The organism is Bifidobacterium thermophilum (genome assembly GCF_002846655.1).
Taxonomy (GTDB): Bacteria; Actinomycetota; Actinomycetes; order Actinomycetales; family Bifidobacteriaceae; genus Bifidobacterium; species Bifidobacterium thermophilum.
This window is the reverse complement of record NZ_PCGX01000008.1, coordinates 231,106-256,074: the sequence shown is the minus strand read 5'-3', so window position 1 is coordinate 256,074 and position 24,969 is coordinate 231,106. Positions and strand designations below refer to the sequence as shown.

The following is a 24,969-nucleotide window of genomic DNA, read 5'->3' as shown; positions in this document are numbered from 1 at the left end:
CCTGTGCTGTCAGTGCCGTTTGTGCTGTCAGTCGCCGTCAGCGGGCTTCAGTTGATGCTGTCCGCTGGACGGTCGGAACCCGGCGTTTCGGCTCGCTCTGCGGTATCGCTACCGGCATCGTCAACGGTGTTGGCACCGACATTTGCGCCGGTACCGGTGTCAGCGGATGCCCCAGTGTAGTCCTGAGGAATCGCAACGGCGGGCTGCACGCCCAGATTGCCCATGCGCACCAGCGGCGGATAGGCCTTGCGGACCGCAGCGAACAGGGCGTAGGCGATGACCAGGCCGACAACCATCTGGCCAGTGTTGCCCAGGACCTCGCCCAAGGCCGGACCCCAGCCGGACAGGATGCCTCCGGCGATGAGGTAGCCGAACACTTTCCACACGCCGGCGATGACGGAGCCGGCGATGATATTGGCCGGACGGAACTTTCGCACAATCAGCCCGACGAGCACGGCTTGCAGCCCGTCGATGACGAAGGTGAACGCCGCCCACTGCGGATAACCGGACAGCAAATCCGACAGCGCCGGCCCCAGTCCGCCGATCACGCCGCCGACCCACGGGCCGAACGCGTAGGCGGAGAAGAAGATCATCGCGTCGGACAGGTTGAGGTATCCGCGTGTCGGTGTCGGTAGCTTCACCAGCATGGTCAGCACCGTGGTCAGTGCGGTCATGATGGCAATCAGCGGAATCATGCTTGCTTGGAATTTGGCTTTGGTTTGTGCAGCCATATTTCCTCTCTTCCCGAACATCAATCCTGACGCACCCGAATGAAGGTACGTCAGGCCAATATCTTACGGATGCCGGCGGCGCGATCGGCCCCCACGTCCATATCGCGTGAACCCTGTGACTCAGCCTTTCACGGTCAGCTTGTAGTAATCAGGCAAGCCCATGTAATTGAAGGACAGCGAACCGACTTGCTTGCCGGCGGCCGCAGTCACATTCGTATACCACAGCGGAATCACAGGAAGATCCTCAAACAGCAGTTCCTCGGCCTTGTGATAGTAGCCGATTGCCCCGTCGAGCGTGGTCTGCCGGGCTGCCTGATCGATCAGCGCGTCGAACGCCGCGCTCTTGTAGTCGCCGTTGTTCAGGCCCTTGCCGTCCGCCGACGCGGAGTCATACGCCTGTACCAGATACCCTTCGGGGTGCGGATAATCGGATTGCAGGCCTTGGATGAACGCAGCGCCGACCGTTCGGTTATGGATCGCGGTGCTCAGCTCTTTGGATGTCGAGAAAATCAGCGGTTGCGCGTCGATGCCGAGCGCGTTCGTGATGGAATTGCAGATTGCGTCGATCCACGGCTTGTTGCCGCTGTCCGTGCTGTAGGCGAGTCGGAAAGTCCCTTCCCATGGGCTGATGGCATCCGCCTGTTTCCACAGTTTCTTGGCTTGTGCAGCATCATAGTCGAGTACGGATGTCCCGGCGAGGATTTTGCTATACCCTGCGATAGTCGGCGCAGTGAAGTCAGTCGCCTTGGTGGCGGTACTGTACAGGACTTTCTTGATAATCGTCTCGCGGTCGACCGCATGGGCGATTGCAGCACGGCGCAACTTGCCCTCCTCGCCGGAGAAATGCGCCATATTCTGCGGTATCGTGAAGGATTTGAAGCCGGGGCCGGGCTTGCTGACGGTTTGCAGCTGTTCTTTGCTGTAGGTTTTCAGCGCACTTGACGGAATGGAATCCAACACGTCGAGGTTGCCTGCCAGCAAGTCGGAGTATGCGGCGTCGAGGCTCGTGTACAGTTCGTAGGTCACTCCCCCGTTTTTCGCCTTGCGCGGACCGGTGTATCTGGGGTTGGGCACGAGTTTGATTTCCTTGTCATGTGACCAGGATGCAAGCTTGTACGGCCCGTTTCCGACCGGGTGTTCACCGAATGCGTCGATGTCCTTGTACGCGCTGGCAGGCAATGGCAGGAACGCCACATCACCGACCTTGTACGGGAATGAGGAGTCAGGGGCGGCGAGCGTGACGTCAAGCGTAGTGTCGTCGACAACCTTCAGGCCTGACAGCTGGGCGTTCTTGTCGCCGTTTTCGTCTTGCAGTGCGTCGTAGCCCCTGATCGTGGAGAATATGGCGGCCCCTAGCTGCCCGTTGGCAGCGTTGGCGGCGAAGGACCATGATTTCGCGTAGGTGGAGGCGGTAATCTTCTCGCCGTCGGAGAAGACGAGTCCCGAACGCAGTTTGATGGTGTATTCCGAGGCATCGGCGTTCGGGGTGATGGATGTGGCGTCCGCGTAGACCAGTTTGCCGGCAGCGTCGAAGGTGACCAAACCCTCATACAGCTGTGTAACCACCTTCCAGCCGGCAAGGTCATCAGTGTTGCTCGGAATCAGTCCTGCGGCAGGCTCCACATTGTTGACGGTGACGATATTCCCGGCGCTCGATGACGCTGAGGCGGATGCGCCCGCGGACGGCCCCGAAGAACACCCCGACAGCATCATCGCGGATGCGGCGAGGACCGCGATGGCGGCCCGTTGCAGGAAGGTACGACTGCTGTTCTTCATGGTCGGCTCTTTCTCTCTCGTTCGATGTGGTCTACCGTGCGGTTGCAGGACGAACAGGTCACGCAGGCACGGTCAAGGACGTGCATGGCGCGCAAGCGTCGGCATGCGAAGTCCAATATCAACATTCCATAGTGTCGAGGACATTGTGCTCAGAACGCAATCCGCGGACCGCCCCGATCACGAGTGCCCGCACGACGTCACAAAAGCCCGACCATCAGGTCGCGCCAATCATGCCTTGACGACACCACCACAACAGCAGCATTGCGAAAAACGCGGGTGCAACGATCACTCGCCGCGCCCGCGCAACCAATCGCACAAGGCTATGCTCGCACTTGAATGTGCTTACTTTGCGTCACTTAGCCAGACCGGACTCGCGCAGCGCCTTGAAGCCGCCTTCGAGGTCTTCGATGATGTCGTCGATGTTCTCCAGGCCGATGGACAGGCGGATCGTGCCCTGATGGATGCCCTGATCCTCGAGCTCCTCCGGGGATTCCTGGGAGTGCGTGGTGGAAGCCGGGTGCACGACGAGGGACTTGGCGTCGCCGACGTTCGCGAGTAGCGAGAACAGGTGCAGGTTGTTGATGAATACGCGTGCCGCGTCCTTGCCACCCTTGATGTCGAAGGTGAAGATGGAGCCGCCGCCGTTCGGGAAGTACTTGGCGTACAGGTCGTGGTCGGCACGTCCCGGCACGGCCGGGTGGCTCACGGACTCGACTTCCGGCACGGTCTGCAGGTATTCGACGACCTTCAGGGCGTTCTGCACGTGGCGCTCGACGCGCAGCGAGAGCGTCTCGGTGCCCTGCAGCAGCAGGAACGCCGCGAACGGGGAGAGCGTGGCGCCGGTGTCGCGCAGCAGGATGGCGCGGGCACGGGTCACGAAGGCCACGGGGCCGAGGGCCTCATAGAAGTTGAGGTTGTGGTAGGAGGGATCCGGTTCGGTCAGGGTCGGGAACTTGCCGGGAACAGCGGCCCAGTCGAACTTGCCGCCTTCGACGATCACACCGCCCAGGGTGGTGCCGTGACCGCCGATGAACTTCGTGGCGGATTCCACCACGATGTCGGCGCCGTGCTCCAGCGGGCGGAACAGGTACGGGGTGGCGAAGGTGTTGTCAACGACGAGCGGCAGGTTGTGCTTGTGGGCGATGTCGGCGATGGCTTCGATGTCGGCCAGGTCAGCGTTCGGGTTGCCGAAGGTCTCGATGTAGACGAGCTTCGTGTTGTCCTGGATAGCGTCCTCGAAGTTCTTCGGATCGCTCGGCTCGACGAAGGTGGTGTTCACACCGTCACGCGGAAGCGTGTGGCGAAGCAGGTTGAAGGTGCCACCGTAGATGTGCTTGGAAGCCACGATATGGTCGCCGGTCTGCGTGATGTTGCGCACCGCGTATTCGACGGCTGCTGCACCGGATGCGACGGCGAGGCCGGCGGTGCCGCCTTCGAGCGCTGCGATGCGGTCCTCGAACACACCCTCGGTGGTGTTGGTCAGGCGGCCGTAGATGTTGCCCGGGTCCTGGAGGCCGAAGCGGGCCTCAGCGTGATCGAAGTCATGGAAGACGTAGCTCGTGGTGGCGTAGATCGGGACCGCGCGGGAATCGGTGGCGGGATCCGCCTCTTCCTGGCCGACGTGCAGCTGGAGGGTCTCGAAGCGGTAGTGGTTGTTCTTTTCAGCCATGGTGGTGCTCCTTGGTTCGGTGGTGTGGTTGTTGTCCGTCTTGCTCTCATATCACCGGCCTTGCAACCGGTTGGTGAGGTGTTGATTGAGACATTAGGTCAGCCCCGCAAGCCTTGCAACCTCGCCGTTATCGCACTTGCCTATAACCGTTTAATGTGCCTTGCGATCCATGGGATTGACGGCATCGGGAAACACGAAAAACTTGTCCGCAAGCACGCGACACGCCGGACATGCGACATGGGTACGACACCGATGCGCGGACAGGTGGCGGCTTGAACGCAGGCAGGACAAGGCCGCAGACTACAGTCGTTGGCGACGCCGCCACAATGCCGACGAGAAGAAAGGCTTCCCATGACCCAAAACGTAAACGAAGACGCAACAATCCAGGATGTGACGCTCTACCAGCGAGATCCGAAGTACATTCCGCGTGTGGCCGCGGTACATGACATGTGCGGATACGGAAAATGCTCGTTGACGGCGGCGATCCCGATTCTTTCGGCCGCTGGGTGCGACGTGTGCCCGGTACCGACCGCCTTGTTCTCAGCGCACACCAGATACCGTGTGTTCACCATGCACGACACGACCGATATCCTGGACGGCTACTTGGACGCGTGGCGGCAGGAAAACGTCGATCTCGACGGGGTGTACAGCGGTTTTCTGGGTTCGGCAGATCAAGTCGCGATCATCAAGCGGCTGTATCGGGAATACCCGCATGCCTTGCGTCTTGTGGACCCGGTGATGGGCGACGGCGGCGAGATGTATCCGACGTACACAGACCAGCTGTGCCAGGCCATGGGCGATCTGGTCGATGGCGCCGACGTGCTCATGCCGAATCTGACCGAGGCGAGCATCCTGACCGGCCGGGACTATCCGGGGCAGAATCTCGACGACCGTCAGGTCGACGACTTGCTGGAGGCGCTGCTTGCTTTGGGCGCCAAGAACATCGTGCTCAAGGGCATCGATCGCGGGGACGGCACGCTGCGCAACTATGTGGTGAGCGCCTCCACCGGCATCGCGGGCAAGCGTGAGCTGATCCACGACAAGCTGCCGTATATGACACATGGCACCGGGGATGCTTACGCCTCCGCCATGTGTGGGGCGATCATGGCGGGGCGCGGTTTGGCGCAATCCGCGAAGATCGCCGGCGAATTCGTCCGCCATGCGATGATTCATACGGCCGATCAGCCGCATCATGAGGAACGCGGCGTGAGTTTCGAACTTGATTTGGGCGATTTGACCGGACTGGTCCGTCACTGACAGGTGATTTACGGCTGATTACAGGGACTTAACCGCTTCCGTTCAACTTTTGACCACATTGTCTCGTCGGGCTGGCGCCGGACGGTCACGGCATGGTGCAATAGGCCCATGAATGACTATCAGACACCACAGCCATGTAGTTTTCCGCACGCCCATGAGCAGGCTTCGAGCATGCTCACCCACTGCCGGGCGGTCATGCTCGACCCCTGCACTTCAGCGAAAACGCTGGGTACCGCCGGGGAGCAATACGCCGCATACTCGCTGATCGGACGCGACTGGCATCTCATCGCCTCCAACTGGCGGACCCGTTATGGGGAAATCGACCTGATCATGCTGGCCGACGACCTCACCCTGGTGTTCGTCGAAGTCAAAACCCGGCGTACGACCCGGTTCGGCGCCCCTGAGGAAGCCGTGCATGCAGCCAAACAGGCGGCGCTGCGCAAGGCGGGACGGTTGTGGCTTTCCCAACGGCGGGAGAACACGCCGTATTACCGAGGCATTCGGTTCGATGTGGTCAGCATCCAGGTTCGCGGCTCGGATGTCGACCTGCGGCATATCCCGGGGGCGTTCTGATGGCGAGGATCGGCAGCGCTTCCTCCATCGGGTTCCTCGGCTTGCGCGCGTTCACCGTGCATATGCAGGCGTTCGTATCGCAAGGATTGCCGTATTTCTCAATCATCGGGCTTCCCGACACCTCCTTGAGCGAGGCGCGGGAGCGGGTCAGATCGGCATGCCAGGCTGCGGGATTCTCATGGCCGCAGACCCGGGTGACGGTGAATCTCTCCCCCGCTTCGATGCCCAAACGCGGTTCCGCACACGATCTGGCGATTGCGGCGAGCGTGCTCGGTGCGGCCGGGAAAATCAGCAGTGAAGCGCTGGAACGGACTGTGGTGCTCGGCGAGCTCAATCTCGATGGCAGCGTACTGCCGGTCCCCGGGGTGCTTCCAGCCGTTGTGCACGCGAAATCACAAGGCATGTCACGTGTCATCGTCCCGGCGGCGAATATCGAGGAGGCCGAACTCGTCCCCGACATCGCCGTGACCGGCGTACGGCATGTCGGTGAGCTCATCGAGTTGTTGGGCGGCCATGCGAAGTACACGCTGTCGCCGTCGCATGGTGACGATCTGCCTGATGGCGAACGCATGGACGCGCCCGCGACAGGCGATATGAGCGAAGTCATCGGGCAGGATCACACGAAATGGGCGTTGCAAGTCGCCGCGGCAGGCGGCCATCACGCGCTGCTGGTCGGCCCTCCCGGGGCGGGCAAGACAATGCTCGCCTCACGATTGCCCGGCATCATGCGCCCACTCGGCGAGGACGAGCAGCTTGAAGTCGCGTCGGTGCGTTCGCTGTGTGGGACGCTTCCACGATTCGGCATCACCGATGTTCCGCCGTATGAGGCGCCACACCATACCGCATCCTCGGCCGCCTTGGTCGGCGGCGGATCAGGCGTCGCCGTCCCCGGGGCGATCACCCGCGCGCATCGCGGCGTCCTGTTCATGGACGAAGCCCCGGAATTCTCCACACGGGCGTTGCAGACGCTTCGTGAACCGTTGGAATCCGGGTGCATCGCCTTGTCCCGGGCCAAAGGCACCGCTTGGTATCCCGCACGGTTCCAGTTAGTCATGGCCGCCAATCCGTGCCCGTGCGGGTACGCCTATGGCGACGGCGAGCGCTGCACGTGCAGAGAACGCGACCGGATCCGCTATTTTTCAAGGCTGTCTGGCCCGATTCTCGATCGTATCGACATCCAAGTGGAAGTCCCGCCCATCAATGAGATCACGCTCGGTGATCAGGGCGCAAACGGCAAGGACAGTGCGACCATGCGCGCTGAGGTCAGCAAAGCCCGCGATTGTGCGGCGGAACGGTTCCAGGGGTACGGCTGGACATGCAATGCGCAGGCGGACGGCGTGTGGCTGCGGGAGCATACGTCGCGGCAAGCCGTCGAACTGGTCAACCGCGCCTTGGATTCCGGGCGGTTGAGCCTTCGCGGTGCCGACCGGGCGATGCGTCTGGCGTGGACGCTTGCGGATATGCGCGGCGGGACGTCGCCAGACAGGCAGGATATGGCGCAAGGTATCGCGCTCAGGACCCGCATGCGGTGACGGCTCTCCGGCGGCGCAGCCCGTCTGATCTGCCTTCTGGTTCCGTCCGCGTGGTTCCGCCAGCTTGGTTCCGTCACCCGTTTTGCCGCCTATCTGATTGCGCTCACCCGGCGGCGAAGCCCATCCGATACCGTCCATTCAGCACATCCGACAGCATCCGCTCATCCCGACACGCCGCATTCCAAGTGGATTACACCGATTGCTCTGAAAGAGAGAACTCCATGTCATCAGTACACCCCTCCTCCACCACACCGTCCGCATCGACCACGCCGTCCGCATCGACCACGCCGGCCACGCCGACGACCGTGCCGCCATCATCCCCGACGGGGGAACACGACTATGGTTCGGCCCGGCCGAGCGACGACACACTTGCGCGGGCGGCTCTCACCTATTGCACCGACAGCGCTGACGCCTTGATGTTCGCGACACTCAAAGGCGCGCCCGACGCGTGGAGTGTGCTGTCGGCGATGTATTCGAGCGCCTCATGGATGCCGGAACGCATGCAATGGCAGCGACCGATGGCAGCCAGCCGACTGGAAGAATGGTTCGTCACCGGTGCGGCGCGGTGGGGGCTGCGGGCGGATTCCCGCGCATTGACCACCTTCCGCAAGTCTTTGGAGGGGTGGCAGACCCGTCTGCACGATCTGCTCACCAGTTTGGCAGTCATACACCATGATTTCGGGGTCGAGGAGATGCCTTGGTATGACCGGCATGATAACGGGGAAGATGACTGTTGCCCGATGCCCCAAACACTGGCCGAAGCGATATGGTCGCATGCGACGGTGGATGGGCGGTACTGGCTGATTGGCCCGGACAGCACGCTGTGGCCCGAGCAAGTCGGCGATTTGTGTGTCCGCAAGGATTGGGCGGCGCCGCTGTGCCTGTGGGGTCTGGGACATGCTCCTGCGCTCAAGGCCTGTGACAGACCGCTGGCCATCGTCGGTTCACGCGGTGTCAACGAATATGGACGCACCGTCGCATACAGCCTCGGACGTCATGCTGCCGGCGACGGGCATACCGTGGTCTCCGGTGGGGCGATGGGCGCCGACGCCGCCGCCCATTGGGGAGCGATCCGGGCAAGGGAACAGTATGGGGATTCAGCCGGGTCGACCATCGCCGTATTCGCTGGTGGACTGACCCATATCGGCCCGCGCAGCAACCAGTTGCTGTTTGACGCGATCGTAGCAAATAAGGGTGCCCTCATCAGCGAATCATTCCCCGGTACCGTGCCGCAACCCCACCGGTTCTTGCTGCGCAACCGCATTATCGCCGCCCTCGCGTCCACCGTGGTCGTGGCGCAGGCTCGCCGGCGATCAGGTGCGCTCAACACCGCCACATGGGCGACGGAACTGAACCGTGACATCTACGCCGCCCCTGGGGATATCACCACGCCAAGCAACGGCGGATGCAACCGGCTAATCGCGGACGGCAAAGCGATGCTGCTGTGCAGCTGCGAGACGGTGTCCGACATCTGCCATGCCGCCCACCGGCCTGCCACAAGCGGTGTCGCAGACCTCGCAGGCACCGCGCAGGCAGCGGAATCCGCACAGACACACCTCGCCGAACCGCCAGACATTGAGACTGCCGGCGCGCCGTCACCCGAGGGTCATGGTCTGCGTGAGCGTCTGATCGCCATCATGCGCGCACTGCGTCGCCCGATGCCGCCAGAACGCCTCATTGCAGCGATAGCCCAAGATGATTCGTCGACAAGCCCGCCTCAATCCCAGGATGTCCTCGCCGAACTGGGGCTGATGGAGCTGGACGGCGTCGTCACTTGCGGGCCGGAGGGATTCAGGCTTGCCACTGGCAGCGACTGAGATCGACTCGTAGGCCGTCCGCACCGGCATTGCCTTGTTGACTGGCCTCGGTGAACGCCACGCCTTCGCTTTCAAGGAGCGCGCGCTGCCGGTCTGGTCCACCGAATGCGAATCCGGGAGCGAGCGAGCCATCCCTGAACACGACCCGATGACAGGGAATCACTCCGGGTTCGGGATTGCAGTGCAACGCATAGCCGACCATGCGCGCATTGCGTGGTCTGCCGGCGAGCGCGGCGATCTGCCCGTATGTGGCGACGCAACCCGCGGGAATCCGTCTGACGATGTCATACACCTGAGTATTAAACGATTGGCCCATACCACCATTATCCGGCCGATACCCGCCGACTCGCCCCGTTGCGCCGAGAGCTGGGCGCTTCGTCCTGCCTTGTGCGAGAATCGAAGGTATGAGTCCGAAACATGTGGAACAGATGTACGATGCCCTGATTGTTGGAGCGGGTGCCGCCGGATTGTCCGCGGCGCTCGGATTGCTGCGTTCGGAACGCATCGCACAGATGACGCAGGAGGGGCGCGCGCCGAAGATCCTGGTGGTCTCCAAGCTCCAGCCCTTACGTTCGCACACCGGTTCCGCGGAAGGCGGCATCGCAGCGAGCCTCGGCAACGTGTCCGAGGATGATTGGCATTGGCATTATTACGACACAGTCAAAGGCGGTGATTGGCTGGTCGACCAGGATGCGGCGAAGCTGCTCGCACAGGAGGCGCCCGTCACCGTCATCAATCTTGAACGTTCGGGGGTTGCGTTCTCGCGCACCGCCGACGGGCATATCGCGCAACGCAAGTTCGGCGGCCATACCGCACACTTCGGTCAACAGCCGGTGCCGCGCGCAGCCTATGCGGCGGACCGCATCGGCCATCAGATTCTGCATACTCTGTGGCAGCAGTGCATAGCGCAAGGTGTCGAGTTCGCCGAGGAATGGTATGTCACCGATCTGGTACTCGACGAGCGCCACGAGCGTGTGGAAGGCGTCGTCGCCTACGACACGCACACCGGCAAGGTGCACGCGCTGCATGCACGCAATGTGCTGCTCGCCACAGGCGGCGCCGGGCGCCTGTTCCATACCACGTCGAACTCGTGGGATCTGACCGGCGACGGCATGGCGCTCACCCTTGAAGCTGGTCTGCAGCTTGAAGACAGCGAATTCGTGCAGTTCCACCCCACCGGGCTCGCCCATACCGGCATCCTCATCTCCGAAGCGGCGCGCGCGGAAGGCGGCGTGCTGCGCAACAGCGACGGCGAAGCGTTCATGCAGCGCTATGCGCCCGGACACGCCGACCTCGCGGCGCGTGACGTGGTGAGCCGCTCCATTATGGCGGAAATCGACGCTGGCCGCGGCGTCGCCGATCCGAAGGACCCACAGGGCCCGCGCGATTGCGTCTGGCTTGATATGACCGGCATCGACCCGGAGCATATGCACGCCGTGCTCCCCCAAGTCGTGGAAACCATTGAGGATTACGCGGGCATCGATCCGACCAAGGACTATGTGCCGGTCAAGCCGACCGCACACTACACGATGGGCGGTATCCCCATCACCACTGACGGCGAAGTCTACACTTGGGCGGACGGCGCTCGGCACAAGGTCGCTGGCCTGTATGCCGCGGGCGAATGTTCCTGCGTGAGCGTCCACGGCGCGAACCGTCTCGGCGGCAACTCCCTGCTGGACGCCTGCCTGTTCGGACAGCGCGCGGGTGCCGCCGTGGCAGCGCGTATCGCCGATTCTCATGCCGTTGTGAGCCCGGATGATAATGCCGTGGCGGCAGAGGACCCGTCCCAAGACGCCGTCGAAACCACCGCGCAAACGCGCCGAACGGAGCTCGCCGGCCTGCTCAAACCGACCGGACAAGCCGGTGAAAACACAGGAAGCGAAGCGTCATCGCAGCCGCAAACCCTGCAAGACGACAACGCCTACCAGCTACTGGCAGACCTCGGCTCCGCCATGGAACGCGCACTTGCAGTCCGTTGCAATCATGACAGCATCGCCGAGGCCTTACAACTGGTGAACGAGGATTTCGCCGAGCGGGCACGCGCACTGCATACGCACAGCGACTCAACGGCGTTCAATCAGGAGGTCACCGCCATCTGGGAAGTCCGCCATCTGCTGGAACTCGCCAAGGCGATGCTGCGTGCCACGGACGCGCGGCATGAATCCCGCGGATCACTCAAACGCACCGACTACCCGGACCGCGATGACAAGCAGTACCTCGCCCACTCGATGGTCGCCAGCACAGGTACGGTCGCCTGGCAGCCCGTGCACATTCTCGACATGCCTCCACAGGCACGCGAATACTAATCGGGCACCGCTCGTGGCACACTATATTCGGTTTTGACAACAGGAGGCTGGCAATGAATGGCAATGACGGGACCCGTGTCCAGGTGACGCTGCGGGTGCATAGGTTCACCCCGCGCCCCGAACGCGATCGCCCTCGCTCCGGCAGCCCGTTCGCGAAACAAGGCTCCCCCTTCGGCTCAGGGACGGCGCGCAGGCGTCCTCGCGGCAAACAGTGGACCCAGGATTATCTGCTCTCGGTACTACCGGACACCACAATCCTGGATTGCCTGCTTGATATCAAACGCACGCAGGATCCAAGCCTCGCGTTCCGCTATTCCTGCGGACACGGCATGTGCGGTTCGGACGCCGTCGCCATCAACGGCACCCCGACGCTGCTGTGCACGGCGAAAGTCAAGGACTGGGCGGTTGCCCAAACCGCGCGGAATACCACTGACGCCGAGGGTTTCCGCAAGACGACGGGAACGGATGACGACCCCGCCGACAACGCCGCGGATGTCTCAGGTACTTCAGGTGTCTCAGGCGCCCATGACGGCTCCCCTCTTGTCATTGAATTGTCGGCACTGCCGGGATTCCCTGTGCAGCGTGACTTGATTGCCGACATCGACCCGATGCTCGAGCAAATCAAGCGTCTGAAACCGTATCTGCAGGCGGACGGCAAGCTCGCCACCACGAAGGACGGCAAAATCGACGTGTTCGAATATCTGCAGCGGCCGGAACAACTTGCCGCGTATGAAACGCTGAGCAACTGCATCGCGTGCGGCGTGTGCGAAGGCAGCTGTCCGGTGTTCGCCGGCGGCGAAGCGTTTATCGGACCAGCCGCCCTGATTACGGCTTCACGGTTCATCAATGATTCGCGCGATACCGCGGCCGACGCGCGTATGGACGCAATCGACGCCGCGGATGGCATCGCGGCATGCCAATCGGTACGCGCCTGCTCACGTCATTGCCCGCGCGGTATTGATGTCGGCGAGGAAATCTGGCAGCTCATCGCCAAAGTCAAGGAACGCTGAGCGTCAGGGAACGCCGGGACACGGCACATTCCGCAATCCGCATCCGGTGACGGCACACCCCATGCCGTCACCGGCACCATCCATCTCATGGGGACGAATGTCATGGAACACACACCACAGTCACTACTCACCGCTATCTGGACCAACGTTGAAGACCACGCTCTTGAGCGTCAATCCCCCGGTCTCGCGAGGGCCAGGGCCGATGCGACCGAGGCTGGCATTCCCCAAGGGTCGGCGGCGCAAGCGGAGCTGCTGCGAGCGCTCGAGCACATGGTGGGCGCGACATCCGTGATTGTGGTCGGCACCGGCGCGGTGGTGGAAACCTACCAGCTGCTTGACGGATTGGACGGGCACGGCCAGCTGACCGCCGTTGACTCGTCGGCGCAGGGCATCGCCATGATTCGCAGCCTACTGCGCGAACTGGCTGACAGTACGCAGGCATCCTTGCGGGCGGTCAGTGCCCCCGCCAAGGTGTTCCTGCCGCGGCTGAATGCCGCTGATTACCATCTCATCGTCGTGGCCGGCGATGTGGACAACTACCGTGCGACCTATGAGCAGGCTCCTCGTCTGTTGAACAAGGGCGGGATCATCGCGTTCACGGATATCCTCGCGCTCGCCGGACAGACGGCTGACGGCGCGAGCATGGATGACGCGCCTGACACGAGGAAAGCCGACGCCATGCGACAGCTTCTCGCTGATGTCGAGGAGGACGAGCGGTTCAGCAGCACGCTCACCCCCAGCGGCACAGGCCTGCTGCTTGCCGTCAAACGCTGAAGACGCACCGCTTGGAAGCTGCCGTGATCTGTAATTCAGACTGAACACCCCGCGCTGGACGCCGACAGGCAGAGTCGATCGGACCGGCTGGTTGCTGCTGGTTGCTGTCGTCGGCGGCCAGTTTCCGGAAACGACAGCAGACAACCGCACCGACGCGCTTTGGCACTCCGCGTCTCTGTGCTTCTACGGCTTTCGCAGGAGTACAGATTACGCCGTTGAAAGATCTTACGGGATTCCGGGGGCGTTATTCGCTTACCGTCTCGTCCGCCCGCTCGGCGCCGAGCGCGATTCGCACGGCCTCGTCAGGGTCATCGGTGAACCGCACCAGATGCGGGTCGAGCGGCGAAATCATTCGTCGCGCCTCGACCGTGGTCGTGACCCAATCGAATAATCCGCGCCAATACGCCGTATCGAACAGGACAATCGGGATGGATTTGACCTTGTGGGTCTGCACGAGGGTGAGCAGTTCGAACATCTCATCCAAGGTGCCGAATCCGCCGGGGCAGACGATGACTCCGGACGAGTATTTCATGAACATGGTCTTACGCACGAAGAAGTAGCGGAAGCTCATGCCGAGGTTCACCCATTCGTTGAGCCCCTGTTCGTGCGGCAGTTCGATGCCGAGCCCCACCGATTTGCCGTTCATTTCGCTGGCGCCACGGTTCGCGGCTTCCATAATGCCCGGTCCTCCCCCGGTAATCACTGCATACCCGGCCTTCGCGATACCTCGGCCCATCGCGCGTGCCGCTTGGTAAGCGGGATCGTCTTGTGGCGTGCGGGCAGATCCGAACACGCTGATTGCCGGGCCGAGTTCGGCGAGTGCTCCGAATCCGTCGACGAACTCGGCTTGAATGCGCAACACACGCCACGGATCCATATGCAACCAGTCAGTCGGCTGGTTGTCACGCAACAGATTCGCGGTCGCGCTCTCCTCGGGAATCATACGGCCGCGCAGCATGACAGGGCCGGACATATACGTCATCTGCTCGTCTCCGGCCTCATGGTCTGGCTCGTGCACAGGCTGCCTATGTACGAGCTCATGTGCGGACTTGTGCCCAGTGCTGGATTGAGTGTTGCGCCCGTGACCTTCGTCACGTCCAGTCTCAGCGCCGGATTCAATCCCGGCATCCGGCTCATGTCCGGTTTGCTGATGCCCGATTTGCTGGAATGATGATGCCTGCGACGGTTCCTTCCGCATGTCTGTCATGACTGCTCCTCAGTGTCCTGCGCGCGCGGGTGGCTCTGCCGGTACGCGCGTATCCGCTCTTCAGGGAACACCCTGCTGCTGACAATCTCCGTGCCGTCAGGCAGCAAACCCGGCTCTTCCACGGCGATTGCCGGCGTATGGGCGCCAACGGTTTCAGCGCTTGATTGTGCAAGACGCTCGTAACGCTTCGATTGCCGGCTGAGCAGCACGCCTGACACCGCCGCGGCGAGCAGCGAAGCCAGCAGCACGCCGAATCGTGCTTCTGCGGACAGCTCGGCATCGGTGTAGGCGAGCGTTGCAATCAGGAACGACACTGTGAAGCCGATGCCGCATGCGCAGGCCGCCGGGAACAGGTCGCGAACCTTGAGCTCCTTCGGCATGCTCAGCCCGCCGAATCGCGTCGAAAGCCAAGCGGTAAGCATGATGCCGAGCGGTTTGCCGACCACGAGGGCGACCACGATGCCGACGACAATCGGGGAAATAAACAGCAGCAGCGACAGCGAACCGATATGCACGCCCGTGGCGAACAGGGCGAACACCGGCAACGCGAGCAATGCGGAGAACGGTTGCAGTTTGCCATGATAACGTTCGGCGCGCGGCGTGGCCTCGCCGTACATCTCGCGCGACGGGGTCAGCAGGCCGACCAGTACACCCGCGAGCGTGGGATGAACGCCAGCTTCGAACATCATGACCCATGCGAGGATTCCGACGGCACCGACCGCCAACCACGGCACACGTTTGCGGCGGACCAGCACGTACCAGATGGCGGCGCACACGGCGATGCCGACGAACCAATACCAGGCGTTGAGCGAGGAGAAGAACACGGCGATCAGAATGATGGCGAGCAGATCGTCAACCGTCGCAAGTGTCATCAGAAATGCCCTGATCGAGCCGGGCAACGCCTTGGCGAACAAGGCGAGAACCGTCAGGGAGAACGCGATATCGGTCGCGGTCGGAACCGCCCAACCGTGGGAGGCGGTACCGAATGGTACAACTGCGCCGGTTGCGATGGTCATGCTACCGGGCGCCGGAGGGGCGAATTGCGAATACAGGCCAATCACCGCCACGAACAGGATGGGCGGAACCAGCATGCCTCCCACCGCGCACAGCATCGGGACGGCGGCGGCTTTGGGATTCGCGAGCGAGCCAGTGGTCAGCTCCTGTTTCAAATCAAGCCCGACCATAAGGAAGAAGACGGTCAGCAGGCCGTCCTGCGCCCAGTGGCTGATTGGCAGCATGAGATTAGTTCCCGGAATGCCGATGGTGTATTCGGCCACCGCTTCGAAGCCGTGCATCGTCCACGGCAGATTCGCCAACAGGAAGCCAAGTAGGGCGAATCCGAGCATAATCAAGCCGGATATCCGGTCCGAGGCGGCAATGCGCCTAATAGTCGTCCATACTGCCCTGTTGCGCTGTGTCATATCACTCCCGTCGTACCATGATGCCTGTGGCATGCGGAACACATATGCCTCCATTGTAAAAAACGGTATGTGAACTGTTCCGCCCGGAGCAGACAACACCGGGCTGTATCGGATACGCGGGCGCATTAGGAGAATCGGCGTAGAGGAAAAATCGTGGTGCCGATGATGTCGATGTGCGGGCTGTGGCTGTATGTCCGGACATGCAAAATCCGTCGGATACACCGGATGTCGTCCTCACGAGCGAAGAAGCGGCAAGCCCCGTAGGCCCAGACATACGCAATCTGACAGATGTCACTGAATCTCAGCGTCTTCCGTGGCGTTTCCTCCGTTTGCGCGTACCGGACATACACAATCCCTAGCACGTTGCCCTGCGCCGCCGTTTCGGCCAATCATTCTACAAACTGTCTATGCGAACCGGCCTCACAACGTAGACAATTTGCGAAACGGCACAAACCGGTTACGCAAACAACTCCCCCAACGTAACCAGTTTGTGGGAGGAACCAGTTTTTGGGTTATTGGGGTTTTGGATTATTGGCCGATACACCCCTCGGCCGATACCCCCTACAACGCAAAAACCCTCGAACGAATCCGAGGGCTTGTTTGTGCGCCAGACAGGATTCGAACCTGCAACCTGCTGATCCGTAGTCAGCTGCTCTAATCCATTGGGCTACTGGCGCATGTGCTTTCTTCGCGCTGATTTCTCAGCTCGTTTCCGGCAACTCAATTAATATACAACAGGGTTGCCGGAATGCCAACTTTCGGCGTGTCGCCTTATAACAGTAGGGCTTTCGTATGCTCAAGCACGACGTGAGCCGGCCTGTTCCCCACGATGTTCTGGACGAATAATCGCGATATCAGCCGTCGGTGCGGCATCCTCATCGCTCAAAGCTCCGGTATCATCCGAACTACGGGAGCCACCCGCACCACCGGAACCGCCAGCGCCACCGACACCAGGCACACCACCGGCCACCTGATCGCCCAGCGCAACACGAGTACCCTCAAGGCTCTCCCCATCCGCAAGCAATACCGGTTTACCAGTCCCCGCAATCGCATCGGCATCCACCACAACCCGGGCAACACCCTGCATCTGCGGCAAGTCATACATCGTGCCCTCAAGCGCATGCTCGATGATTGAACGCAGTCCCCTGGCCCCTGTCCCCTGCCTGATGGCGGTTTCTGCAATCGCCTCAATCGCCTGAGGCGTGAAATCGAGCCGCACCCCGTCCACCAGGAACAGCTTCTGATACTGCTTGACCAACGCATTCGCCGGATCGGTGAGAATCCGCTCAAGATCCTTGCACTCCAAGGCGTGCAGGGTCGTCAGCACCGGCAGTCTGCCGATAAACTCAGGCAACAGCCCGAAGGCCTCCAAATCGTCCGCATTCACCTGCGCCAGCAATTCATCCTGTGTAGGCTCATGGTCGTGCCATGACGCGCCGAAACCGCTCTCATGGGCTCCTACACGCTGCGCAACAATATCAGTCAGTCCGACGAACGCACCGCCGCAAATGAACAGGATATCCCGCGTGTCGATCTGGACGCTTTCCTGCTCCCGATGCTTCCGCGTACCCTCCAACGGCACGGTCGCAACCGTCCCCTCGAGGATTTTCAACAGTGCCTGCTGGACACCCTCCCCGCTCACATCACGGGTGATGGACGTGTTCTCCCCGCTTTTACGCGCGATCTTGTCGATTTCGTCGATATAAACAATGCCATGCCGCGCGCGTTCCAGATCTCCATCGGCCTCCTGGATAAGCCGCTGCAACACAGTTTCGACATCATCGCCGACATACCCCGCCTCGGTGAGCGTGGTCGCGTCCGCGATGACGAACGGCACATGCATGACATCGGCCAATGTCTGTGCCAAATAGGTTTTACCGACACCAGTAGGGCCGAGCATCAGGATGTTTGACTTCGCGACGCGAACATCAGCGAACGGATCTGGAGCGACGTGCCCCTCTCCCGCGTTGCGCAGGAGTTCCAATTGCCGACGTTCCGTTCCGGCAGCGGCTTCCTGAAGCTCCATGTTGACGCGCTTGTAATGGTTGTAGACCGCCACCGACAGCGTGCGTTTCGCCTCCGTCTGACCAATGACATGCGTGTCGAGATAATGCATGATCTGCGCGGGTTTTGGCACGTCCAGCGCATTGTGCTCGGCATCACGACGTTCCTCATCGCCAATCATCTCAACACACAACGCGATGCATTCGTCGCAGATGGCGACCCCGGGGCCGGCGACCAGTTTGCGGACCTGACGTTCGGTTTTTCCGCAGAACGTGCACTGCCGAATATCGTCCTGATAGCTGATGACCCGGCTCATGAAACCTCCTTTGGTGCGGCCGACGCGATGCGACACATACGGCACGGCGTACCCCAGTATACGGGAATACCCCCGACGCATTGCCGCCGGGGGTATCGTCCGTCACGCTACTTGCGTGGAGAAAGCACGGCATCAACCATGCCGTAGTCCTTGGCCTCTTCGGCCGTCAGGAAGGTGTCCACCTCGATGTCCTTGCGAATCTTCTCGACATCCTGGCCGGTATGCTTGGCGAGTGTGTTCTCCAGCCATTCACGCATGCGAAGCATCTCTTTGGCTTGGATCTCGATCTCCGTGGCCTTACCGAATCCTTGGTCGATGGACGGCTGATGGATGAGCACGCGCGCGTTCGGCAGAATCATGCGCTTGCCCTTGGTGCCGGCCGCCAGCAGAATTGCCGCCGCGGACGCCGCCTGCCCCAGGCACACAGTCTGCACGTCGGGCTTGATGTACTGCATGGTGTCGTAAATCGCGGTCATCGCAGTCATGGAACCACCCGGGGAATTGATGTACATCATCACATCGCGGTTCGGGTCTTGGCTTTCAAGCACCAGCAGCTGGGCCATGATGTCGTCCGCGGACGTGTCATCCACCTGCACACCCATGAAAATGATGCGATCCTCGAACAGCTTGGTGTACGGGTCCTGCGTCTTCATGCCGTACGGGGTGCGCTCACCAAACTGCGGCAGTACATACCGGTTCTGCGGCTGATACCCGCCGAAGCCCTGCGGGCCTGCGAGACGCTGCGCGCGCTGAACGAATCGTGCCTCTTCACTTGCCATACGTCACTCCCCCTTCACTGCGTCAGAGTTCATCGTGCCCGGCGTGGTCACGATCTTGTCGACGAAACCGTAGTCCAGCGCCTCCTGGGCGGTGAACCAATGGTCGTACTCGTTGTCGCGGTATATTTCCTCGACTGTGTGGCCGGTCTGCTTCGCGGTCAGTTCCGAAAGCGTCTTCTTCATATCCATGATGAGTTCGGCGTTGATCCGCACATCCGTCGTCGTACCGCCGATGCCGCCGGACGGCTGGTGCATGAGCACACGGGCGTGGGATGTGATGAAGCGCTTGCCCGGCGTACCGGAGCTCAGCAGGAACTGGCCCATGGACGCCGCCATGCCGACAGCCACGGTGGCGACATCAGGCTCAATGAGCTGCATAGTGTCGTAAATCGCCATGCCGGCGGTGATGGAGCCGCCCGGCGAATTGATATACAGCCAGATATCCTTCTTCGGATCTTCGGCTGCGAGCATGAGCATCTGGGCGCAGATGATATTCGCGTTGTCGTCCTTCACTTCCGAGCCCAACCAGATGATGCGCTCTTTGAGCAGCCGGTTGAAAATCGGGTCGGTTGGTCCTGCGGGCGCGTCATCTGCAGCCATGACGGGCAGGATTGCACTGGAATTGCTCAACCTTGTCTCCTTCGGTAAATCGTATGTCCTCAGCCTACCGCTTCGAATCGACGCCGGCCGAAGATTGCGCGGTCAGCGCATGGCATCGCCCGGGTATACAGATGCGGCGGTCCGGATTGTCCGGGCCGCCGCATCATTCACGGTAACAAGGCCACACACTGGCGCGCATGCTTCAAGCGATGCCTCGCTCTCGGCGATGTCTCACGCACGCGTGCGTGTTGTCACTCAGCGTCCTTGTCGTTGGAGAGCTCGTCCGCCACTGCGGCGGCTGCAGAAGCCGCCTCGACGCTTTCCTCTTCCTCGTTCTCCGGGGTGTCGCCAAGGAACTCGCTCAAGTCGAGCGGCTGGCCGTCAGAGGTGAAGGACACAGCGCGCATACCGGCGAGCATACCCTTGGAACGGCCGACTTCCTGTACCGCGGAGCCAAGCTGGCCGTTGCGCACGATCGCGTTGATGAAGGCGCTCGGATCCATGCCGTACTGCTGGGCGATGGAAGCGAGGAAGTTGGTGACGTCCATCTGGGAGACCTTCACGTCAAGCTTCTCGGCGAGGGTGTCGAGCACGATCTGGTCGCGAAGTTCCTTCTCGACTTCCTTCTCGGCTTCGTCCTTCTGCTCCTTGGTGGCCTTCGTGGCGTCCACACCGTTGTTCTTGAGCTGCTGTTCGAGCAGTTCGGCCTTCACGCCCTTCGGCACCGGGATGTCGAGACCTTCCTGCAGCTTGGCGAGGAACGCGTCGCGAGCCTCAGTGGCCTGACGGCCCTTGGCGTCCTGCTCGGCGGCCTTGCGCACGTCGGCCTTGAGCTCGTCGAGCGTGTCGTACTCGGAGGCTTCCTGAGCGAAATCGTCGTCCAGCTCAGGCAGTTCTTCAGCCTTCACGGAGTTGACCTTCACCTTAATCTGAGCCTTCTCGCCCTCATGCTCGCCGGCTTCCAGCGTGCCTTCGAAGGTGGTCTCCTCACCGGCGGACAGGCCTTCGAGAGCCTCGTCCAGACCGTCCAGCATGGTGCCGGAACCGAGCTCGTAGCTAACGCCCTCCTGGGAATCCACGGACTTGCCGTCGATCTGGGCGTCGAGGTCGATATTCGCGTAATCGCCCTTGGCAGCCGGACGGTCAACGCCAACCAGCGTGGCGAAACGCTGACGCAGGGAATCAAGACGCTTGGTGATGTCTTCGTCGGTGACGGCGGCAGCCGGCACGTCGATGGTCATGCCGTCGAGCTCAGGAAGCTCAATGTCCGGGCGGCGCTCCACGGTCGCGGTGAACTTGAGCTTGGTGTCGTCCTTGGCGGAAGCCGGGACGTCCTGCACGTCAAACTCCGGCTGGGCCATCGGGCGAATCTTCTTCTCCTCGAGAGCCTTGGAGTACAGCTCTGGCACGCCCTGGTTGACGGCTTCGCCGGCGACGGCACCGAAACCGACGCGGGTGTCGATGACCTTGCCGGGCACGTGGCCCTTGCGGAAGCCGGGGACGTTGATCTGCTTGCCGATTTCCTTGCGGGCTTCGTTGAGATACGGGTCGAACTCTTCCGGATCGACGGTGATGGTGAGCTTCACCTTGGTCGGCTCGAGGTTCCTAACGCTGATTTTCACGCTTGCGCTCCTGATTGACGAGTATGCATTCTTCTGCCGTATAAGGCAACCGTTACATGATAACGCGACTTACGGACGCTGCCAGCAGCCGCACCTGCCAGTCGCGCGCGCCCTGCTCAGTGAAGAAGCGGGCCACGTCACGGCGTTCGGGATGATCCGTCCAGCACAGGTTGCGCACGATCTGCGGTTTGATGATGACATCGGCCGGGGTGTGGGTGTCTTCAGCAATCTGCTGAATCACACGTCTGACCTGCTGCAGCGTGTCATAGCGGCCGGGATGGTGGATCTGCCAGTATTTCATGGAACGCGGGGCGTTGGTCTGCGCGTCATGCTGGGGCTGCGGCATGGTTGGCCACTGGCTGGCGGGCAAATCGAGCGCCTGCTGGATCGTGGTCTTCCACAACGAGGGCTTGATGGACCTCTGGATTGGCGCGTACCGTTCAAACATCTTGTCCTGCTCGCTGCCGGTATGGATACGCACCCGTTCATTGAGCGAACGAATGGCCCGGAATTCACGGTTGTTGTGCGGTTTCTTACGGGCTGCCTCGATGATGGCCGAATCGGGCAGTAAAAGCGCCGGCTCGATGTCATACTGCCGGGCGAGCCGGTCGCGCTGTTCCCAAAGCGCCTTGGCGACCGCCTGGCCAAGCCGGTCATGGCTCAAGACGTTGATATGCGAGATCCGAAGCCACGGCACCGGGTGGGGTTTACGCGGCTGAAGTCCTTCGCGCAGGGCGTAGGCGAATTCCTCCCGCGCCCACTCATCCTTACCTTGGCGCACGAGGTCACGGGACATATGGTCCATCAGCTCGGCGAGCAGCTCGACATCGAGCGCGGCATAGTTGCGCCAATCGCGCGGCAGCGGACGATATGACCAATCCGCGGCGGAGTGTTCCTTCGCGAGCGTCATTCCCAGGTAGTATTCCGTCACCGCGGACAGACCGAATCGGTGCAATCCCAGCAATCTCGCGGCGATTTCCGTATCGAACAGCCGCTGGGGGCGCATGCCGATGTCATAAAATCCGGGCAGATCCTGCATGGAATCATGGAGAATCCATGTCACATCTCCGACGGCGTCATTGAATTGCGACCAATCCGCCCCCTGCTCGGCCAATGCCACCGGGTCAAGCAAACCAATTCCCGCGCCTTCGCGTTTAAACTGAACCAGCCAGTCCTCGTGGCCGTACCGATATCCCGAAGCGCGTTCGGCATCGGCAGCCAACGGGCCGGAGCCTTCAGACAGTAACTCACAGTAGTGCTTAAAGCCATCCAAGGTGTCGATGATGTCGGGCACGCCCGCTCTTGGCTCGGCCAACAGATGTGGTTCACCATGGAACCGTGGGTCGCCGCTGGCCGTCACCGCCCGTAATGGGCCGCCCACTCCGGTGGTATCCGTCGGTCGAACACTCACTGCGTCTGCACTCCTTGTCGTCGTATGTTCCGGTGTACGGGACGCCACCCGCGCGCCGATACGACATAGTACCGTCACCGTTGACCGTAGGATGCAGCATAGGTGCCGCACGCGGCCTCAGCACCGGCAACAACATTGAATTAACGAATCAATGCTGAGCCATCGGTGCCCGGCACAGCCCTTCCATCAGCAGTCTCGACCACATGGAGATCTGGAAGCCCGCATCGACCGTGTCGAGCGCAGTACCCGGTCTGGCGGGCGGGGTCCACGACACACGGAATTCGAATCGTGACGGCACTTCGCTGTCCGCCGTGCCAAAGGATGTGTCATGACTGACTGTGACCGTGCCGGCGATGGAATCTGCGTCCGTACCGGCATCGACCAGTCGGCCTTTGACCGTCTCCCAACACCGTGTGGTGTGATGCTCTGCGAAACCGCCGTCCCACTGGTTGATCGGCATGCGGCAGAATCCCACGCAACGCCAGTGCGAGTCCCATCCGCGCGGAGGATTGTCGAAATACAGCAAGGTGATCCAGCCCCATGCCGTGTCCTCGGCAAAACGATGCAATCCCAATCCATAGGAGAAACCGCCTATATCGTGCGAACTACGATCACCACCGGTATAGGGATCAGAATCCGAAGCAACGTGCCGAGCGGCGGTCGAGGGCTGTAAATCCCCACGACTGCCAGCGGGTTCTGAGGCATCGGCAACGCAGACGATGCCCACGCCAATCCCGTAATCCGCGATGGAGTGCGGTACCGGCACCTCATGCCAATGGATGCCGGGTATCTGCGGAGTGCCATAGACCGACAACACCGCTTCCCACACCTGGTCGGGTATTCCGTCGGGGCGTTTCGGCGGGCGACGGGTATTTGACCGTCCAAAGCCGTCTGAAGAGCCGCGGCCGGAAAATCCACCCGGGAATGAGAAAATCTGTGCCATGGCTACAGGTTAGGGCGTTTCATGCGATTGCGGTAAACGACACCCCGTACCGAACGAGGTCACGGAACAACGCATGCACGGAACAACGCAGTCACAAGCAACAACAAAGTCACGCACAGCAACGACGTCAGCTCAACACGGGGTCGCGCATACCAACGACACCCGGCACACATCAACGGTGTCAGTACACCTTGAAGCCGTGATCTTCGAATTGCTTGGCGACACGGGCGCGGAGCTTCGCGTCCGGCCCCTTGGCATCCTCAAGCGGGTACGGAATGCGCAATTCGTGCCATTTCGGGCGTCCTAGCTGGTGGAACGGCAGCACATCGATATGTTCGACGGCATCACCGAAAGTCTCACAAATGCGCGCCACATTCTCCACGTTCTGCGGGTCATCGGTAAGGCCTGGAACGAGCACAAATCGCACCCAGATCTTCTTGCCCGCCGCGGCGAGCCGCTGCCCGAATTCGATGGTCGGGGCGAGCACTCCCCCAGTCACCCGGTGGTAGGTCTCCTCGTCGCCGGATTTGACGTCTAGCAGGCACAGGTCGATATCCTCAATCATTTCGTCGGTGTAGTTACGGTTGAGGAAGCCCGAAGTATCAAGGCAGGTGTGCACACCCATCTCCTTGGCTGCGCGGAACACGCGCGACACGAAGGCTGGCTGCATCATGGATTCGCCGCCCGAGAAGGTGATTCCGCCGCCGGTGGACTTGAACAGGTCCTGATAGCGGTCGATCTTCTTGATCATCGCCTCCAGATATACCGGCTGGCCGTCACGCATCTTCCAGGTGTCAGGGTTCTGGCAGTACTGGCAGCGCAGCGGGCATCCACTCATGAACACGGTCATCCGTGTGCCCGGACCGTCAACGGACGTGTTGATATCCCACGAATGTACGAAACCGATATCGCCCGTATGAAGCGCCTCGATACGGTCTCGACGATCCAAGCCGATCGGTGACTCGAAACCAGACAATCCGCCCATCAGGGTCTGACTCGCATACTGCTTGGACGTCTTGAGCATATGTGGCGTGGTCGTATGGAATCCCTGGGAACCGGTGGCCGTGGGCTCTGTCCGCGATTGCGATTGCGTATCTGTCGATGACATCATTGTCCTCCTTGTCATGACCTGTGCCACATATGGCACCGGGAAACGGCTGGGGGCGGAACCTTTCGGCCCCGCCCCCAGTCATGCGGCTCGTGTGGTCATGCCACACACGC

20 protein-coding genes and 1 tRNA gene are annotated in these 24,969 nt (G+C 61.5%); 7 read left to right on the top strand and 14 right to left on the bottom strand.

The annotated features are described in order from the left end of the window. Positions 1-47 precede the first annotated feature (47 nt). From CQR48_RS03790 to CQR48_RS03780, 3 genes are all read right to left on the bottom strand, one after another. The gene (locus CQR48_RS03790) at positions 48-731 is read right to left on the bottom strand and encodes an ECF transporter S component (protein ID WP_101452056.1); all 684 of its coding nucleotides are present in this window, start codon (positions 729-731) and stop codon (positions 48-50) included. Positions 732-851: 120 nt separating this feature from the next. Continuing rightward, a complete protein-coding gene (locus CQR48_RS03785) occupies positions 852-2,507 on the bottom strand; it encodes a peptide ABC transporter substrate-binding protein (protein ID WP_101452055.1) in 1,656 nt (551 codons plus the stop codon). 352 nt (positions 2,508-2,859) lie between these two features. Next, the gene (locus CQR48_RS03780) at positions 2,860-4,176 is read right to left on the bottom strand and encodes an O-acetylhomoserine aminocarboxypropyltransferase/cysteine synthase family protein (protein WP_101452054.1); all 1,317 of its coding nucleotides are present in this window, start codon (positions 4,174-4,176) and stop codon (positions 2,860-2,862) included. 381 nt (positions 4,177-4,557) lie between these two features. Here CQR48_RS03780 and CQR48_RS03775 point away from each other — a divergent pair, with 381 nt between their 5' ends. The 4 genes from CQR48_RS03775 to CQR48_RS03760 all read left to right on the top strand — a co-directional run bounded on the left by CQR48_RS03775 (position 4,558) and on the right by CQR48_RS03760 (position 9,355). Next, positions 4,558-5,433 carry a bifunctional hydroxymethylpyrimidine kinase/phosphomethylpyrimidine kinase gene (locus tag CQR48_RS03775; RefSeq protein WP_101452197.1) on the top strand — a complete coding sequence of 292 codons (876 nt, stop codon included), beginning with the start codon at positions 4,558-4,560 and terminating at the stop codon, positions 5,431-5,433. Between the two features lie 108 nt (positions 5,434-5,541). Continuing rightward, a complete protein-coding gene (locus CQR48_RS03770) occupies positions 5,542-6,006 on the top strand; it encodes a YraN family protein (RefSeq protein ID WP_033493074.1) in 465 nt (154 codons plus the stop codon). After that, complete coding sequence (locus tag CQR48_RS03765; protein WP_015450310.1) at positions 6,006-7,538, top strand: YifB family Mg chelatase-like AAA ATPase; 1,533 nt, start codon at positions 6,006-6,008, stop codon at positions 7,536-7,538. Before CQR48_RS03770 ends, CQR48_RS03765 begins: the two co-directional genes overlap by 1 nt. Positions 7,539-7,759: 221 nt before the next feature. Further along, complete coding sequence (locus tag CQR48_RS03760) at positions 7,760-9,355, top strand: DNA-processing protein DprA (RefSeq protein WP_244898927.1); 1,596 nt, start codon at positions 7,760-7,762, stop codon at positions 9,353-9,355. Here CQR48_RS03760 and CQR48_RS03755 read toward each other — a convergent pair. Beyond that, positions 9,330-9,671 carry an MGMT family protein gene (locus CQR48_RS03755; protein WP_015450308.1) on the bottom strand — a complete coding sequence of 114 codons (342 nt, stop codon included), beginning with the start codon at positions 9,669-9,671 and terminating at the stop codon, positions 9,330-9,332. The two genes, CQR48_RS03760 and CQR48_RS03755, sit on opposite strands and share 26 nt — an antisense overlap. An 88-nt stretch (positions 9,672-9,759) precedes the next feature. Between CQR48_RS03755 and CQR48_RS03750 the strand changes: the two genes are divergently transcribed. The 3 genes from CQR48_RS03750 to CQR48_RS03740 all read left to right on the top strand — a co-directional run bounded on the left by CQR48_RS03750 (position 9,760) and on the right by CQR48_RS03740 (position 13,445). Beyond that, positions 9,760-11,661, top strand: a complete 1,902-nt coding sequence (locus CQR48_RS03750) for an FAD-binding protein (protein ID WP_101452053.1) — start codon at positions 9,760-9,762, stop codon at positions 11,659-11,661. 53 nt (positions 11,662-11,714) lie between these two features. Beyond that, complete coding sequence (locus tag CQR48_RS03745) at positions 11,715-12,671, top strand: succinate dehydrogenase/fumarate reductase iron-sulfur subunit (protein WP_101452052.1); 957 nt, start codon at positions 11,715-11,717, stop codon at positions 12,669-12,671. Positions 12,672-12,773: 102 nt separating this feature from the next. After that, positions 12,774-13,445, top strand: a complete 672-nt coding sequence (locus CQR48_RS03740; protein WP_015450305.1) for an O-methyltransferase — start codon at positions 12,774-12,776, stop codon at positions 13,443-13,445. Between the two features lie 244 nt (positions 13,446-13,689). Here the strand turns inward: CQR48_RS03740 and CQR48_RS03735 are convergent, their stop codons facing one another. From CQR48_RS03735 to pflA, 10 genes are all read right to left on the bottom strand, one after another. Beyond that, on the bottom strand, positions 13,690-14,427 hold the full coding sequence (locus CQR48_RS03735; protein WP_044282383.1) for an LOG family protein: 738 nt from the start codon (positions 14,425-14,427) through the stop codon (positions 13,690-13,692). 221 nt (positions 14,428-14,648) lie between these two features. After that, positions 14,649-16,073: a Na+/H+ antiporter NhaA gene (locus tag CQR48_RS03730; protein WP_101452194.1), complete on the bottom strand. Its 1,425-nt coding sequence runs from the start codon at positions 16,071-16,073 to the stop codon at positions 14,649-14,651. 603 nt (positions 16,074-16,676) lie between these two features. Next, positions 16,677-16,750 (bottom strand) — tRNA-Arg (locus CQR48_RS03725). A gap of 119 nt (positions 16,751-16,869) precedes the next feature. Beyond that, entirely contained in the window at positions 16,870-18,393 is a 1,524-nt protein-coding gene (gene clpX / locus CQR48_RS03720; RefSeq protein ID WP_101452050.1) for an ATP-dependent Clp protease ATP-binding subunit ClpX, read from the bottom strand. Positions 18,394-18,500: 107 nt separating this feature from the next. Further along, positions 18,501-19,172: an ATP-dependent Clp protease proteolytic subunit gene (locus CQR48_RS03715; protein ID WP_029576451.1), complete on the bottom strand. Its 672-nt coding sequence runs from the start codon at positions 19,170-19,172 to the stop codon at positions 18,501-18,503. A gap of 3 nt (positions 19,173-19,175) precedes the next feature. Next, the gene (locus tag CQR48_RS03710; RefSeq protein WP_015450299.1) at positions 19,176-19,802 is read right to left on the bottom strand and encodes an ATP-dependent Clp protease proteolytic subunit; all 627 of its coding nucleotides are present in this window, start codon (positions 19,800-19,802) and stop codon (positions 19,176-19,178) included. A gap of 221 nt (positions 19,803-20,023) precedes the next feature. Further along, a complete protein-coding gene (tig, locus tag CQR48_RS03705; protein WP_015450298.1) occupies positions 20,024-21,394 on the bottom strand; it encodes a trigger factor in 1,371 nt (456 codons plus the stop codon). Positions 21,395-21,446: 52 nt separating this feature from the next. Further along, positions 21,447-22,754, bottom strand: coding sequence for an HRDC domain-containing protein (locus CQR48_RS03700; RefSeq protein WP_180334540.1), 1,308 nt, complete (start codon positions 22,752-22,754; stop codon positions 21,447-21,449). A gap of 199 nt (positions 22,755-22,953) precedes the next feature. Then, positions 22,954-23,748 (bottom strand): DUF3000 family protein, encoded by a 795-nt coding sequence (locus CQR48_RS03695; RefSeq protein ID WP_143252471.1) that lies wholly within the window; start codon positions 23,746-23,748, stop codon positions 22,954-22,956. A 181-nt stretch (positions 23,749-23,929) separates the two neighbouring features. Then, on the bottom strand, positions 23,930-24,772 hold the full coding sequence (pflA, locus tag CQR48_RS03690) for a pyruvate formate-lyase-activating protein (protein WP_044092952.1): 843 nt from the start codon (positions 24,770-24,772) through the stop codon (positions 23,930-23,932). Between the last annotated feature and the right edge of the window lie 197 nt (positions 24,773-24,969).

Excerpts from the sequence above, each read along its gene's own strand:
- CQR48_RS03780 (WP_101452054.1), bottom strand. The coding sequence starts at position 4,176 with ATGGCTGAAAAGAACAACCACTACCGCTTCGAGACCCTCCAGCTGCAC.
- CQR48_RS03715 (WP_029576451.1), bottom strand. The coding sequence starts at position 19,172 with ATGGCAAGTGAAGAGGCACGATTCGTTCAGCGCGCGCAGCGTCTCGCA.
- CQR48_RS03760 (WP_244898927.1), top strand. The coding sequence starts at position 7,760 with ATGTCATCAGTACACCCCTCCTCCACCACACCGTCCGCATCGACCACG.
- CQR48_RS03750 (WP_101452053.1), top strand. The coding sequence starts at position 9,760 with ATGAGTCCGAAACATGTGGAACAGATGTACGATGCCCTGATTGTTGGA.
- pflA (WP_044092952.1), bottom strand. The coding sequence starts at position 24,772 with ATGCTCAAGACGTCCAAGCAGTATGCGAGTCAGACCCTGATGGGCGGA.
- CQR48_RS03740 (WP_015450305.1), top strand. The coding sequence starts at position 12,774 with ATGGAACACACACCACAGTCACTACTCACCGCTATCTGGACCAACGTT.
- CQR48_RS03735 (WP_044282383.1), bottom strand. The coding sequence starts at position 14,427 with ATGACGTATATGTCCGGCCCTGTCATGCTGCGCGGCCGTATGATTCCC.
- CQR48_RS03765 (WP_015450310.1), top strand. The coding sequence starts at position 6,006 with ATGGCGAGGATCGGCAGCGCTTCCTCCATCGGGTTCCTCGGCTTGCGC.
- CQR48_RS03695 (WP_143252471.1), bottom strand. The coding sequence starts at position 23,748 with ATGGCACAGATTTTCTCATTCCCGGGTGGATTTTCCGGCCGCGGCTCT.
- CQR48_RS03790 (WP_101452056.1), bottom strand. The coding sequence starts at position 731 with ATGGCTGCACAAACCAAAGCCAAATTCCAAGCAAGCATGATTCCGCTG.
- CQR48_RS03730 (WP_101452194.1), bottom strand. The coding sequence starts at position 16,073 with ATGACACAGCGCAACAGGGCAGTATGGACGACTATTAGGCGCATTGCC.
- CQR48_RS03785 (WP_101452055.1), bottom strand. The coding sequence starts at position 2,507 with ATGAAGAACAGCAGTCGTACCTTCCTGCAACGGGCCGCCATCGCGGTC.
- CQR48_RS03755 (WP_015450308.1), bottom strand. The coding sequence starts at position 9,671 with ATGGGCCAATCGTTTAATACTCAGGTGTATGACATCGTCAGACGGATT.
- CQR48_RS03770 (WP_033493074.1), top strand. The coding sequence starts at position 5,542 with ATGAATGACTATCAGACACCACAGCCATGTAGTTTTCCGCACGCCCAT.
- clpX (WP_101452050.1), bottom strand. The coding sequence starts at position 18,393 with ATGAGCCGGGTCATCAGCTATCAGGACGATATTCGGCAGTGCACGTTC.
- CQR48_RS03745 (WP_101452052.1), top strand. The coding sequence starts at position 11,715 with ATGAATGGCAATGACGGGACCCGTGTCCAGGTGACGCTGCGGGTGCAT.